This is a genomic window from Sphingomonas cannabina, assembly GCF_021391395.1.
GTDB lineage: Bacteria > Pseudomonadota > Alphaproteobacteria > Sphingomonadales > Sphingomonadaceae > Sphingomonas > Sphingomonas cannabina.
Genome location: NZ_CP090059.1, coordinates 2517095 through 2529823, shown reverse-complemented (window position 1 = coordinate 2529823; position 12729 = coordinate 2517095). Strand labels below are relative to the sequence as shown.

Genomic DNA, 12729 nt, shown 5'->3' with positions numbered 1-12729 from the left:
CTGTTTGGGTTGGCGATGTCGCTAAGTGGCGGCGCGTAGACCCCCTCCCCCCGCGCGTCAACCGCCGCTAGGAGGGTCCGTATGATTCGAGACGACATCAAGACCGCGCTCGTCACCGCCATGAAGGCGGGCGACAAGCAGAGCACCGCCGCGATCCGCCTGATCCAGTCGGCGATCAAGAACCGCGACATCGAGGCGCGCACCGGCGGTGCCCCCGCCGACGACGACGCGCTGGTCGTCGAGGTGCTGCAGAAGATGGTGAAGCAGCGCCGCGAATCGATCGAGCTCTACCAGAAGGGCGGCCGCCCGGAGCTGGCCGATGCCGAGCAGGCCGAGGTCGAGGTGATCGAGCGCTTCCTCCCCGCCCAGATGAGCGAGGACGAAACGAAGGCGGCGATCGAGGCGATCAAGGCCGAGCTCGGCGCCAGCTCGATGAAGGACATGGGCCGGGTGATGGCCGAGCTGAAGGCCCGCCACGCCACGACGCTCGACATGAGCAAGGCGAGCGGGCTGGTGAAGGCGGCGCTGTCCTAAAACGCGTTGTCAGACCGACATCGGGCTGGCAGATGTGATAGAATCGGGGCGTGAGTCTCACCCCCGCCTTCCTCGACGAATTGCGTGCCCGGACGCACCTGTCCGGGCTGATCGCCAAGTCGGTGAAGCTCCAGCGCGCCGGCAAGGAATGGCGCGCCTGCTGCCCCTTCCACCACGAGAAGACGCCCAGCTTCTACGTCAACGACGACAAGGGCTTCTACCACTGCTTCGGCTGCGGCGCGCATGGCGATGCGATCCGCTGGATGACCGACCAGCGCGGCCTGCCGTTCATGGACGCGGTGAAGGAGCTGGCCCAGGCTGCTGGCATGGACGTGCCGGCGCAGGACCGCCGCTCCGCCGAGCGCGCCGAGCGGGCCAAGGGCCTGCACGAGGCGATGGCCGACGCCGCCCAGTGGTTCACCGACCAGCTGAACGGCATCGCCGGCGCCGAGGCGCGTGCGCTGCTCGACCGACGCGGCATCCGGCCCGAAACGGCGAAGGCGTTCGGCCTCGGCTTCGCTCCCGATTCGCGGGGCAAGCTCAAGGACGCGCTCAAGAGCTACGGCGATGCGATGCTGGTCGAGGCCGGCCTGCTGATCGCCGTCGATGACAAGGCCCCATACGACCGCTTCCGCGGCCGCCTGATGATCCCGATCCGCGACCCGCGCGGGCGGCCGATCGCCTTCGGCGGCCGCATCGTCGGCGAAGGCGAGCCCAAGTACCTCAACTCCCCCGAGACGCCGCTCTTCGACAAGGGCCGCACGCTCTACAACCTCGACCGCGCCCTCCCCGCCGCGCGCAAGTCCGGCCGCATCATCGCGGTCGAGGGCTATATGGACGTGATCGCCCTCGCCCAGGCCGGGTTCGAGGAAGCGGTGGCGCCGCTCGGCACGGCGGTGACCGAGGCGCAGCTCGATCGCCTGTGGCGCATCGCCGACGTGCCGGTCCTCTGCTTCGACGGCGATGCGGCCGGACAGAAGGCTGCGATCCGCGCCGCCCATCGCGCGCTGCCGATGCTGGCGCCGGGCAGGAGCCTCGCCTTCGTGACGCTCCCGGACGGGCTCGACCCGGACGATCTCGTTCGCACCCGAGGAGCAGTGACGTTCGAAGCGCTGCTGGCGAGACCTCAGCCGCTGGTCGATCGCCTCTGGAGCCACGAGCTCGCCGCCGAACCGCTCGACACTCCGGAGCAGCGCGCCGGCCTGAAACGTCGCCTCGGCGACCTCGCGGGCACGATCGGCGATGCCGCCGTCCGTTCCGAATATCTCGCGGAGTTCCGCCGCCGCTTCGACGCCCATTTCGCGCCGCCGCCTCGCGCCTTCGCGCCGCGCGTGCGCGATGCCCGCGCCGGCAAGTGGCAGCCGCCGGCGCCGCCGCCCTCCCCCACCGCACGTGCCGTCAACGCCAGCGGGATCGACCCGGTGCTGGCCAAGGCGGTGCTCGCCGGCCTCATCCGCCACCCGGCGGAGATCGCGCGGCACATGGAGGTGCTCGGCTCGCTCAGGCTCGCCGGCGGCGCGCTCGGGCGGCTGTTCGAGGCGGTGGTCGATGTTGCCCTTGAAGATCATGCGCTTGATCAGTCACGCGTGCTCACCATATTGGCGCAGTCCGGCTTTGGTGAAATCGCAGCAGATCTGTTGCGCGCTGACAGCATGCCCTTCACCTTCACTCAGAAGGGATGGGATGACGTCCGCGCGCACAGCGACTTGGACGAGGCGATCGCGGTGATGATCGCGCGTCCACGGGTCGATGCTGCGCTCGCCGAGGCAACGGCAAGGCTGGGCGAGCGTTTCACCGATGAGGCGTTCGAGCGGCAGATTGCGCTGGTCAGAGAGCAGCAGGCGCTTCAGGCACGACTTGCAAATCTGATGCTGGACGACAAAGACACTTCCGAAGGTACCGAGGGAAATTGATGGCCAAGGCGAATATGGCGGACGTCGCCGACACTCCGGACACGGGCGACGCGCCGCTGATCGACCTCAACGAGGGTTCGATCAAGAAGCTGGTCGCGCGCGCCAAGAAGCGCGGATACATCACCGTCGATCAGCTCAACGAGATGCTGCCGCAGGATCAGATGTCCTCGGAGCAGATCGAGGACGTCATGTCCGCGCTCAACGACATGGGCGTCAACGTCGTCGAGAACGAGGATGCGGGCGAGGATGCCGAGCCCGAGGACGACAGCGTCGACGAGGTCGATGGCGGCGATTCCGACGGCGAGCAGGTCCCGACGCTCGAGGCGGTCAAGAAGAAGGAAACGGTCGATCGCACCGACGATCCCGTCCGCATGTACCTGCGCGAGATGGGCGCCGTCGAGCTGCTGTCGCGCGAGGGCGAGATCGCCATCGCCAAGCGGATCGAGGCCGGCCGCGACACGATGATCCTCGGCCTGTGCGAATCGCCGATCACCTTCAACGCGATCATCGGCTGGTCGACCGCGCTCAACGAGGGCACGATGCAGCTGCGCGAGATCCTCGATCTCGACGCGATGCTGTCCAAGGGTCCGTCGGCCGAGCAGGTCGAGGGCGCCGAGGACGATAGCGGCGAGATCAGCGAATCGAGTACCGGCCCCTCCTTCAAGGAGGAGGACGACGTCGAGGAGGTCCAGGACGAGGACGACGAGGAGTCGATGACCGAGCGGCGCGCCCCGCGCCCGTCGGACGACGACGACGAGGACAATACGCTCAGCCTCGCCCAGATGGAGGAAACGCTCAAGCCGGCTGCGCTCGAGCGGTTCGCCAACATCACCGCGATCTACAAGAAGTTCTCCAAGATGCAGGAGCAGCGGCTGGGCGCGATGGCGGCCGGCGGCGAGCTTACGCCTGCGGACGAGCGCAAGTATCAGAAACTGCGCGAGGAGCTGACCGCGGAGGTCGAGAGCGTCCAGTTCCACCAGGCGAAGATCGAGTATCTCGTCGACCAGCTCTACAGCTTCAACCGGCGCCTGACCGCGCTGGGCGGGCAGATGCTGCGCCTTGCCGAGCGTCACAAGGTCAGCCGCAAGGACTTCCTCGATCGCTATGTCGACCATGAGCTCGACGAGCAGTGGCTGCAGTCGATCGCGGGCCTCGACAAGAAATGGGCGGCTTTCGCGGCGAACGAGGCGGCGGCGGTCGACCGCATCCGTGCCGAGATCGCCGAGATCTCGCAGCAGACCGGCATGGCGCTCGCCGAGTTCCGCCGCATCGTCAACATGGTGCAGAAGGGCGAGCGCGAGGCGCGGATCGCGAAGAAGGAGATGGTCGAGGCCAATCTCCGCCTCGTGATCTCCATCGCCAAGAAGTACACGAACCGCGGTCTGCAGTTCCTGGACCTGATCCAGGAGGGCAACATCGGCCTGATGAAGGCGGTGGACAAGTTCGAGTACCGCCGCGGCTACAAATTCTCGACCTATGCGACCTGGTGGATCCGCCAGGCGATCACGCGCTCGATCGCCGATCAGGCGCGTACGATCCGCATCCCGGTCCATATGATCGAGACGATCAACAAGCTGGTCCGCACCAGCCGCCAGTTCCTCCACGAGCAGGGCCGCGAGCCCACGCCCGAGGAGATGGCCGAGCGCCTGTCGATGCCGCTCGAGAAGGTGCGCAAGGTGATGAAGATCGCCAAGGAGCCGATCAGCCTCGAAACGCCGATCGGCGACGAGGAGGATTCGCACCTCGGCGACTTCATCGAGGACAAGAACGCCGTCATCCCCGTGGACGCCGCGATCCAGGCGAACCTCAAGGAGACGGTGACGCGGGTCTTGGCGTCGCTCACCCCGCGCGAGGAGCGCGTGCTGCGGATGCGCTTCGGCATCGGCATGAACACCGATCATACGCTGGAGGAGGTCGGCCAGCAGTTCTCGGTGACGCGCGAGCGCATCCGCCAGATCGAGGCCAAGGCCTTGCGGAAGCTCAAGCATCCGAGCCGATCGCGAAAGATGCGCTCGTTCCTCGATCAGTGATCCGGGAGCGGATTGAGGAAAAGCTGACCCGCAATTCTTCGTCACCCCGGACTTGTTCCGGGGTCCACCGGGCAGCCAGACGCCGGTTTCGAGGTTCGGGCTAGACCTCAGCGCCAGTCTTCATGGGCGAGGTGGATGCCGGAACAAGTCCGGCATGACGATTCAGGTTTGTCGCGAGCCGCTCTACGGGCCCGTTTCCACCGAAACGGGCCCTTTCTTCATCTCTCCGAACGCTTGATTAATTCGCGATCAACCGCGTTTTTACGTCCTTCGGTATAGGCTTGTGCCGGATGAAGGAGTGGACGTCGGCCCGGCCGGCAGACACTTCGGATAGGAGCCTATGGCGTTCACCTCGGCAAACGGCGCCCGCTTCGGCGAGGCATGGGAAGCTCTCACCGCGCTGGTCTCGGCAGAAGGCAGCGCGGTCGAGCCGTTCGCCGCCATGCTGGCGGGAGCCGGCTCGGCGACCCGTGATCTGGCCGATGCCGCGCATTGTTGGTGCATGCTCCACGCCCGCCATCCCGGCGTCCTCGAACATGCGCAGGGCCGCGCCGAACACCCGGTGGTGGAGGCGTGGCTGGGCGAAGCGGCCACCGGCTTTACCGAGGAGCGCGCCGGCGTCGTCCGTCTCGTCGCCGCCGCCGGGCCGCTGCCGAGCACCCCCGGCCAGGCCGAGAGCGAGACCGCGATCACCGGCCAGCGCCATGCGCTCGACATGCTCGCCAGCTCTGACCGGGCAGGCGTCGCGATCGGCTCCGCGATGGCGCTGGTGCTCGATTGGCCCGCGATCCGCCACGTCCTCGATGCCGGCGCGCGCCGGCTGGGGCTGCAGGTGGTGGAAAGCGCCCTCCCCCTCGCCCGCGACAGCGCGACGGTGGTCGCCGCCCTGGCAGAAACCCCGGCGTTCGAGCGGGCGATGCTGTTCGGCGCCGGCCAGACCCTCGCCCAGCACCGCGCCCTCTGGCAGCTGCTCGAGGCCCGCGCCGACGCCCGCCGCCATCATCGCTGAACGCTTGCGCTGAGGCGCCGCGACCCTCTACTGCATACCCGATCTTTGAAAAGGACGGGCACGGATGCGGTTCGAGGGTACCCAGAGCTATGTCGCCACCGACGATCTCAAGGTCGCGGTCAATGCCGCGGTCATGCTCCGGCGTCCGCTGCTAGTGAAGGGCGAGCCGGGCACCGGCAAGACGGTGCTCGCCTATGAGATCGCCAAGGCGGTCGGCGCCCCGCTGATCGAGTGGAACGTCAAGTCGACGACCAAGGCGCAGCAGGGCCTCTACGAATATGATGCGGTCGCGCGCCTGCGCGACGGCCAGCTCGGCGATCCGCGCGTCCACGACATCTCCAACTATATCCGCAAGGGCAAGCTGTGGGAGGCGTTCACCTCTCCGCAAGTGCCCGTCCTGCTGATCGACGAGATCGACAAGGCCGACATCGAATTCCCCAACGACCTCCTCCAGGAGCTCGACCGGATGGAATTCCACGTCTACGAAACCGGCGAGACCGTGCGCGCTGCCGAGCGGCCGATCGTCGTCATCACCTCGAACAACGAGAAGGACCTGCCGGACGCCTTCCTGCGCCGCTGCTTCTTCCACTACATCAAGTTCCCCGACCGCGAGACGATGCAGCGGATCGTCGACGTCCACTTCCCCGGCATCCAGAAGATCCTGGTGAGCAAGGCGATGGACATATTCTACGACATCCGCGAGGTGCCGGGACTTAAGAAAAAGCCCTCGACCAGCGAGTTGCTCGACTGGCTCAAACTGCTGCTCCACGAGGACATGCCGCTCGAGGTGCTGCAGAACCGCGATCCGACCAAGGCGATCCCGCCGCTCCATGGCGCTCTGCTCAAGAACGAGGCTGACGTGATGCTGTTCGAGCGGCTGGCGTTCATGGCGAAACGGCAGGGCGGCCGCTGACATCATTCCGACTCTACCGGTCGAGCTTGCGCCGCGCGCCGGAGCAACGCATGCTGGCTGCGATGGGCCCGAGGGGGGAACTCGACCGCCGCTTTCCTGTCCTGCTCAGCGCGATCGTCGTGTTCGGGCTGGCGCTGCGCATCGCGTCGGCACAGGGCTCGCTATGGCTTGATGAAGCCTGGTCGGCGACGCTCGCGCATGACACGGGCACGCCGCTCGGCGTGTTCCTCAAGATCAATCACGACAACAACCACCATCTCAATTCGCTCTGGCTCCAGCTTGTCGGCCTCGCCGCGCCGCCGGTGCTGGCGCGCGCGCTGTCGATCGCGAGCGGCACGGTCGCGATCTGGATCGCCGGACGGATCGGATCACGGCGCGGCACGGTCGTCGGGCTGACCACGGCATGGCTGTTCGCCGTATCGCCGATCCTGGTGACGATGGGATCGGAGGCGCGTGGCTATGCGCCGATGCTGCTCGCGCTGCTCGCCGCGGTGCTGCTGGTGGACCGCTGGCTGGCTGGCGAGATTCCGCCCCCTCGCCGCGGACTGGCCTGGTGCTTCGCACTCGGTGCGCTGTCGCAGCTCACCATGATATTCGGCGTCTGCGCGGTCGTCGGCTGGGCTTTCTTCGCAATATGGCAGCGCGCCGGATGGAAGGACGCGATCCGCGATTCGCTGCGGCTGTTCGGTCCGGCGCTGCTCGCGTTAGCCGGCGTGCTCGGCCTGATCGCCGGCGCGGCGTTGGCCAGCGAGAACGGTTTCACCGTCGGCCGCTACGATCCCTTCACCCTGGCCGCCTATCTCCGCGGCATCGGCGATATGGCGGGCTATACCGTCGGCATTCCGCGCCACGACGTCTGGCTGCCGATCCTGGCAGCGATCCTCGTGCTGCTGGCGCCTCGCTTCGGGGTCTCGCGCCTCGCTTTCCATCGCCTCGCGATCATCGGTTTCCCGCTGACGATCGCCATCCTGCACGCAGGCAATGTCAGCTTCGCCCGCTATTATCTCCTCACCAGCGCCGCCTTGCTGATCCTGATCGGGGAAGCGACGGGACTGGGGCTTGCCGCCGGACACTGGAAACGATGGACCGCCGGAGCGGCGCTGGCCGCGTTAACCGCGGCGAGCCTGATCCAGGACGGCGTCCTCATCGCCAACCAGCGCGGCGATCCCGGCGCGGCGGTACGGGCGATGTCGGCGCATTCGCCCGGCGGCGCGACGTTGCGGCTCGACCGCGAGACCGGCCTCGCCGTGATCCGCGTCGCCGCCGAGCACCAGCGTTATCCGCTCACGATCGTCGACGCCGATTGTCCGCCGGCGCGCTTCGTCTTCGTCGACCGATTCGAAGGGCAGAGCTTCCCCGCGACCATCCCGCTCTGCGGCCGCCTCTACCGGCCGATCGCCAGCGCCCATGCGCGAGGGCTCTCCGGAACCGACTGGACGCTCTACGAGCTCCAGCCGTAGAAGACGCCATGTTCCTCGGTTTCCTCGACGAATTGCGCGCGGCCGGCATTCCGGCCAGCCTCAAGGAGCATCTCGTGCTCCTGGAGGCGCTCGACCGGGAGGTCGTGGAGCGTACCCCGGAAGCCTTCTACTATCTGGCCCGCACGACCTATGTGAAGGACGAGGGCCTGCTCGATCGTTTCGACCAGGTCTTCGCCAAGGTGTTCCGCGGCATCTCCACCAGCTACGGCACCCAGAGCGCGGACATTCCCGAGGACTGGCTGAAGGCGGTCGCCCAGAAATATCTGACGCCCGAGGAGATGGCGAAGATCGAGTCGCTCGGCTCCTGGGACGAGATCATGGAGACGCTGAAGCAGCGCCTCGCCGAGCAGGAGGGCCGTCACCAGGGCGGCAGCAAATGGATCGGCACCGGCGGCACCTCGCCCTACGGCAACTCGGGCTACAACCCGGAAGGCGTGCGGATCGGCGGCGAGAGCACGCACAAGCGCGCGCTCAAGGTCTGGGAAGGCCGCGAGTTCCGCAACCTCGACAACACCCGCGAGCTCGGCACCCGCAACATCAAGATCGCGCTCCGCCGCCTGCGCCGCTTCGCACGCGAAGGAGCGGCCGAGGAGCTCGACCTCGATGCCACCATCGCCGGCACCGCCAAGCAGGGCTGGCTCGACGTCCACATGCGCCCGGAGCGGCACAATGCGGTCAAGCTGCTGCTGTTCCTCGACATCGGCGGGTCGATGGACCCGTTCGTCAGGCTCTGCGAGGAGCTGTTCTCGGCCGCGACCAGCGAGTTCAAGAACCTCGAATTCTTCTACTTCCACAACTGCGTCTACGAGGGCGTGTGGAAGGACAACCGCCGCCGCTTCACCGAGCGCACGCCGACCTGGGACGTGCTCCACAAGTTCGGCCACGACTACAAGCTGGTGTTCGTCGGCGACGCGTCGATGAGCCCCTATGAGATCACCCATCCCGGCGGATCGGTCGAGCATATGAACGAGGAAGCCGGCGCGGTGTGGATGCACCGGCTCACCAACACCTATCCCGCAGCGGTGTGGCTCAATCCGGTGCCGGAGGAGCAATGGGGCTATTCGCAGTCGGTCCGCATCATGCGCGAGCTGATGAACGACCGCATGTACCCGCTGACGCTCGCCGGGCTGGACGGAGCGATGCGCGAGCTGAGCAGGAAGCATTGATGCGGCTGTGGGGCGCCGTCGCGGCTGTGCTTCTCGTGACGGCGTGCAGCGAGGGCGACTGGGCGCCGCCTGCGCAGGCATATCGGCACCTGGGCGATCGGCTGAAGGTCTATTTCCCCTTTCTCGGGGTGCCATGCGGCATCGGCGGGGTCGGCGTGGGCGAGGAACAACGGGCGGACCAATGCTATCGCTTCGGGACGCCGCGCCGGATGAGTGGGGTGCTCGTCACGAATGGCTCGTGGTCCATCTTCCACGAAGGTGAAACCCAGATGCGCGAAAAAGACCTGTTTCATTTTGGATTAGATGTCGTGTCAGATCGCTATCAGCTGATTCTTCCGAAGCGGAAGGTCAAGCTGAAGTCCGGCACCGTGATGGCGACCTCCGATTCATGGAAAAAGCCGCGAGCCTATCATGTGACTTTCGTCGGCAGGGAAACCGCGCGCTTTCCCTCCTACCCGACGGGAAGCTTTGCGACCATCGACCGGATCGAAGCGATCCGCAGGCTGCCGCTGCTGCCTGACTAGAGCCGCTCGATCGCCCGCCGCATCTTGCGCAGCGCCTCCGGATCGCCCGGGCGATCGGCCGCCTCGCCCGCAAGCGCCATCAGGCGGATCGCGCCGAAGCTCGCCGCCAGGCCCTTGAGCCGCAGCGACGCGTCCTTCCACACCGCGTGGTCGCGCGTCTTCTCGATCGTCGCCAGATTGGTCTTCGCGCTGTCGAGAAAGGCTTCGCGCAGCTCGGCGATCAGCGCGGGCTCGTCGCCTACCGCCGCCGCCAGGGTCGCATCGATTGCACCGGGATCATAGGCCATGTGCCCGGAACTAGGCGCATATGCTTAACGACCGGTTTCCACGCCCGGCTTACGAACCGGACGAAACGTGATACACGTCTCCGAATGACTGTGACCGGGGGTACGCGTATCGTGAATCTGCGTCCTGACGAGGACGAGGGGACCGCATTGTCCGCCGAAGAGGAGAGCTGGAGCGAGTCGCCAGCGGATGCGGAGGCGGAAGACTGGGCGGCGGAGCAGCCGGCGCCCTCGTCTTTTGCACGGGTCGTCGCAGTCCTGCTGGTACTCTTGTCGCTGGCTTGGGTTGCCGCGATGGCGTGGTTCTCGCGCGGGGCCTTCCCGATGGCGCCGGTCGCGCTCGCCGAGTTCGTTGCGGCGCTCTGCGTGCCGCCGCTCCTCGCCGCCACGCTCTATCTCCTGCTCCTCCGCACGAGTCGCGCCGAGGCGCGCCGCTTCGGCGCCACCGCGCGGGCGATGCGGAACGAGGCGGCGCGGCTCGACGAGACGATCCTGGCGCTGTCCAACCGGATCGAGGCCAATCGCCGCGCACTGGCCGAGCAGGCGAGCTCGCTCGTCGCGATCGGCGACGCCGCGTCGGAACGGCTGCACGCCATCAGCGGCGAACTGTCCGCCGAAGCACGCATCCTCGAGACGATCAGCGGATCGCTGGTCAAATCGGCCGAGACGACCGAGGCGAGCCTCAACGTCGTGTTCAATTCGTTGCCCAAGGCGCAGGCCGAAACCGCCGGGATGGCCGAGGCGCTCAACGCCGCCGGACTGGCGGCCAGCCAGAAGGCGGTGGAGCTCGGCGGGCATCTGGCGACGCTTTCCGATCGCGGGCGTGCCGCCGACGAGGTCGCGAGCGGCGCAGCCGCCCGCCTCGCCGCTCATCTCGAGCGGATGGAGGCGACCAGCGAGACCGCCGCCGCCCGGCTCGACAATGCCGCCGGCGAGATGTCTGCCGCGGTCGATGCCGTGCTCGACCGTGCCGCCCGGGCGATCGACGAGGCGCGCAAGGGCATCGCCGCTCAGGGCGAGGCGATGCTGGCGATGCTGGGCACCAGCCAGGCCGCGATCGAGAAGGCCAGCCATGAAAGCGCCGATGCGCTCCGGCAGCGGCTGGACGAGGTCGAGGCGGCGGTCGACCGCATCACCGCCCGGCTCGGCGAGGAGCAGCATCGCACCGATTCGCTGTTCGCCAGCCTCTCGGTCGGCGTCGAAGGCGCCTCGGGGCAGCTAGACCGGCTGCACGCCGATGGCCTCGCCAAGAGCCAGGAGCTGGCCGCGTCGATCAGCGCGCTCTCCGGATCTGCGGGCGCGCTGACCGAGACGATGCGCGACGGCGAGAGCGTGGCGCGGACGCTGATCGCGACGACCGAGGACCTGCTGACCGCGCTCGATGCCTCGACCCGCGAGATCGACGAGACTCTCCCCGGCGCGCTGAGCCGCCTGGAGGAGAAGATCGCCGCCAGCCGCTTGCTGGTCGGCACCGCCAAGCCCGAGCTGCTGGCGCTCGTCACCGCCGCCGAGAGCACGCACGATGCGGTCAACGCGGTCGCCGGCCTCGTCGCCACTGAGCGCGAGAAGCTGACCGAGATCACCGCGACGCTCAACGAGACCTTCGACGCCGGGCGCGACAAGGCGATGACGATGGATGCGGTGGTCGAGGAAGCGATCGCCAAGGCCCGCCGCTTCGCAGAGGATGCCGCGCCACAGCTGGTCGACGCGCTCGCCCGTATCCGCGAAACCGCCTCGCGCGCCGCCGAGAGTGCGCGCGGCGTGTTGACGCAGGTCATTCCGGACGCCGCCGGCGCGATCGAAGCCGAAAGCGCCGATGCCGTCCGCCGCGCTTTCGCCCGCGCGCTCCCGCAGCCGCTCGGCGAACTGGCGGAAGCGTCGGAAGGCGCCGTCGCCGCCGCGACGCGCGCCTCCGAACGGCTGGCCGAGCAGCTCATGACGATCAGCGAGACCACGGCACAGCTCGAGGCGCGGATCGACGCCGAGCGCGCCGATCGCGAGGCCGCCAACCACGACAATTTCGGACGTCGCATGTCGCTGCTGGTCGAGGCGCTCAATTCGGCGTCGATCGACATCACCAAGAGCTTCTCGCACGAAGTGTCCGACAGCGCCTGGGCCGCCTATCTCAAGGGCGATCGCGGCGTCTTCACGCGGCGCGCGGTGCGCCTGCTCGACGCGAGCGAGGCGCGGGAGATCCTGCGGCTCTACGACACCGACGGCGAATTCCGCGAGCAGGTCAATCGCTACATCCACGATTTCGAAGCGATGCTGCGCCAGATCCTGGCGTTGCGTGACGGGTCGTCGCTCGGCGTCACGCTGCTCTCGTCCGACATGGGCAAGCTCTATGTGGCGCTCGCCCAGGCGATCGAACGCCTGCGCACCTGATGACGGCTATCTAGAGTCGGATTTAGGCCAGTTTGAATCTGTTCCCCGGCGAAGGCCGGGGCCCAGTATCGAACCGCTCGCAACTGGGGCCCGGCCTTCGCCGGGGAACAGCGAGATGGATCGAACTCTAAACCTCGACGATCAGGTTCGAGAGCGCCTTTTCTACCCCGTCCATCGTGAACGGCTTGGTGAGCACCGGCCGATCGCGATGACGTTCGACGATTGCGTCGTCGGTGCCGCCGGTAGCGAAGAGGAAGGGGGTACCCGCCGCATCAAGCGCATCGGCGATGGCCCAGCTCGTCTCGCCTCCGCGCAGGTTGATGTCGACGATCGCGGCATCGATCCCGCCGGCGGCGATCCGATCGAGCGCCGCGGCGACCGTGTCGACCGCTCCCGCGACGCCCTTGCCCAATGCATCGAGGAAATCCTCGAGCATCATGGCGATCAGAGGTTCATCCTCGACGATGAGGATTTGTTGCGGACGCGACAT

General features: G+C 67.4%; 11 protein-coding genes. 9 read left to right on the top strand and 2 right to left on the bottom strand.

Going from position 1 to position 12729, the window contains the following annotated elements; genetic code table 11:
- Positions 1-81: 81 nt before the first annotated feature.
- The 8 genes from LZK98_RS12135 to LZK98_RS12100 all read left to right on the top strand — a co-directional run bounded on the left by LZK98_RS12135 (position 82) and on the right by LZK98_RS12100 (position 9570).
- Positions 82-534 (top strand): GatB/YqeY domain-containing protein, encoded by a 453-nt coding sequence (locus LZK98_RS12135; RefSeq protein WP_233782643.1) that lies wholly within the window; start codon positions 82-84, stop codon positions 532-534.
- A gap of 50 nt (positions 535-584) precedes the next feature.
- Positions 585-2447: a DNA primase gene (gene dnaG, locus LZK98_RS12130; protein ID WP_233782642.1), complete on the top strand. Its 1863-nt coding sequence runs from the start codon at positions 585-587 to the stop codon at positions 2445-2447.
- Positions 2447-4477, top strand: coding sequence for an RNA polymerase sigma factor RpoD (rpoD, locus tag LZK98_RS12125; protein WP_233782641.1), 2031 nt, complete (start codon positions 2447-2449; stop codon positions 4475-4477). The genes dnaG and rpoD overlap by 1 nt, the downstream gene beginning before the upstream one ends.
- A gap of 340 nt (positions 4478-4817) precedes the next feature.
- Positions 4818-5486, top strand: coding sequence for a DUF6975 family protein (locus tag LZK98_RS12120; RefSeq protein ID WP_233782640.1), 669 nt, complete (start codon positions 4818-4820; stop codon positions 5484-5486).
- 64 nt (positions 5487-5550) lie between these two features.
- Positions 5551-6399 (top strand): AAA family ATPase, encoded by an 849-nt coding sequence (locus tag LZK98_RS12115; protein WP_233782639.1) that lies wholly within the window; start codon positions 5551-5553, stop codon positions 6397-6399.
- A gap of 50 nt (positions 6400-6449) precedes the next feature.
- Complete coding sequence (locus LZK98_RS12110) at positions 6450-7859, top strand: hypothetical protein (RefSeq protein ID WP_233782638.1); 1410 nt, start codon at positions 6450-6452, stop codon at positions 7857-7859.
- Positions 7860-7867: 8 nt separating this feature from the next.
- Positions 7868-9046: a vWA domain-containing protein gene (locus LZK98_RS12105; RefSeq protein WP_233782637.1), complete on the top strand. Its 1179-nt coding sequence runs from the start codon at positions 7868-7870 to the stop codon at positions 9044-9046.
- A complete protein-coding gene (locus LZK98_RS12100; protein WP_233782636.1) occupies positions 9046-9570 on the top strand; it encodes a hypothetical protein in 525 nt (174 codons plus the stop codon). Before LZK98_RS12105 ends, LZK98_RS12100 begins: the two co-directional genes overlap by 1 nt.
- Here the strand turns inward: LZK98_RS12100 and LZK98_RS12095 are convergent.
- The gene (locus LZK98_RS12095) at positions 9567-9857 is read right to left on the bottom strand and encodes an Hpt domain-containing protein (RefSeq protein ID WP_233782635.1); all 291 of its coding nucleotides are present in this window, start codon (positions 9855-9857) and stop codon (positions 9567-9569) included. The genes LZK98_RS12100 and LZK98_RS12095 overlap by 4 nt on opposite strands.
- 111 nt (positions 9858-9968) lie before the next feature.
- On the opposite strand from LZK98_RS12095, the gene LZK98_RS12090 reads away from it, so the two are divergent.
- Complete coding sequence (locus LZK98_RS12090) at positions 9969-12239, top strand: coiled-coil domain-containing protein (RefSeq protein ID WP_233782634.1); 2271 nt, start codon at positions 9969-9971, stop codon at positions 12237-12239.
- Positions 12240-12366: 127 nt separating this feature from the next.
- Here LZK98_RS12090 and LZK98_RS12085 read toward each other — a convergent pair whose 3' ends face one another.
- The gene (locus LZK98_RS12085; RefSeq protein ID WP_233782633.1) at positions 12367-12729 is read right to left on the bottom strand and encodes a response regulator; all 363 of its coding nucleotides are present in this window, start codon (positions 12727-12729) and stop codon (positions 12367-12369) included.

Excerpts from the sequence above, each read along its gene's own strand:
- LZK98_RS12105 (WP_233782637.1), top strand. The coding sequence starts at position 7,868 with ATGTTCCTCGGTTTCCTCGACGAATTGCGCGCGGCCGGCATTCCGGCC.
- LZK98_RS12100 (WP_233782636.1), top strand. The coding sequence starts at position 9,046 with ATGCGGCTGTGGGGCGCCGTCGCGGCTGTGCTTCTCGTGACGGCGTGC.
- LZK98_RS12085 (WP_233782633.1), bottom strand. The coding sequence starts at position 12,729 with ATGTCGCGTCCGCAACAAATCCTCATCGTCGAGGATGAACCTCTGATC.
- LZK98_RS12095 (WP_233782635.1), bottom strand. The coding sequence starts at position 9,857 with ATGGCCTATGATCCCGGTGCAATCGATGCGACCCTGGCGGCGGCGGTA.
- LZK98_RS12135 (WP_233782643.1), top strand. The coding sequence starts at position 82 with ATGATTCGAGACGACATCAAGACCGCGCTCGTCACCGCCATGAAGGCG.
- rpoD (WP_233782641.1), top strand. The coding sequence starts at position 2,447 with ATGGCCAAGGCGAATATGGCGGACGTCGCCGACACTCCGGACACGGGC.
- LZK98_RS12115 (WP_233782639.1), top strand. The coding sequence starts at position 5,551 with ATGCGGTTCGAGGGTACCCAGAGCTATGTCGCCACCGACGATCTCAAG.
- LZK98_RS12110 (WP_233782638.1), top strand. The coding sequence starts at position 6,450 with ATGCTGGCTGCGATGGGCCCGAGGGGGGAACTCGACCGCCGCTTTCCT.
- LZK98_RS12120 (WP_233782640.1), top strand. The coding sequence starts at position 4,818 with ATGGCGTTCACCTCGGCAAACGGCGCCCGCTTCGGCGAGGCATGGGAA.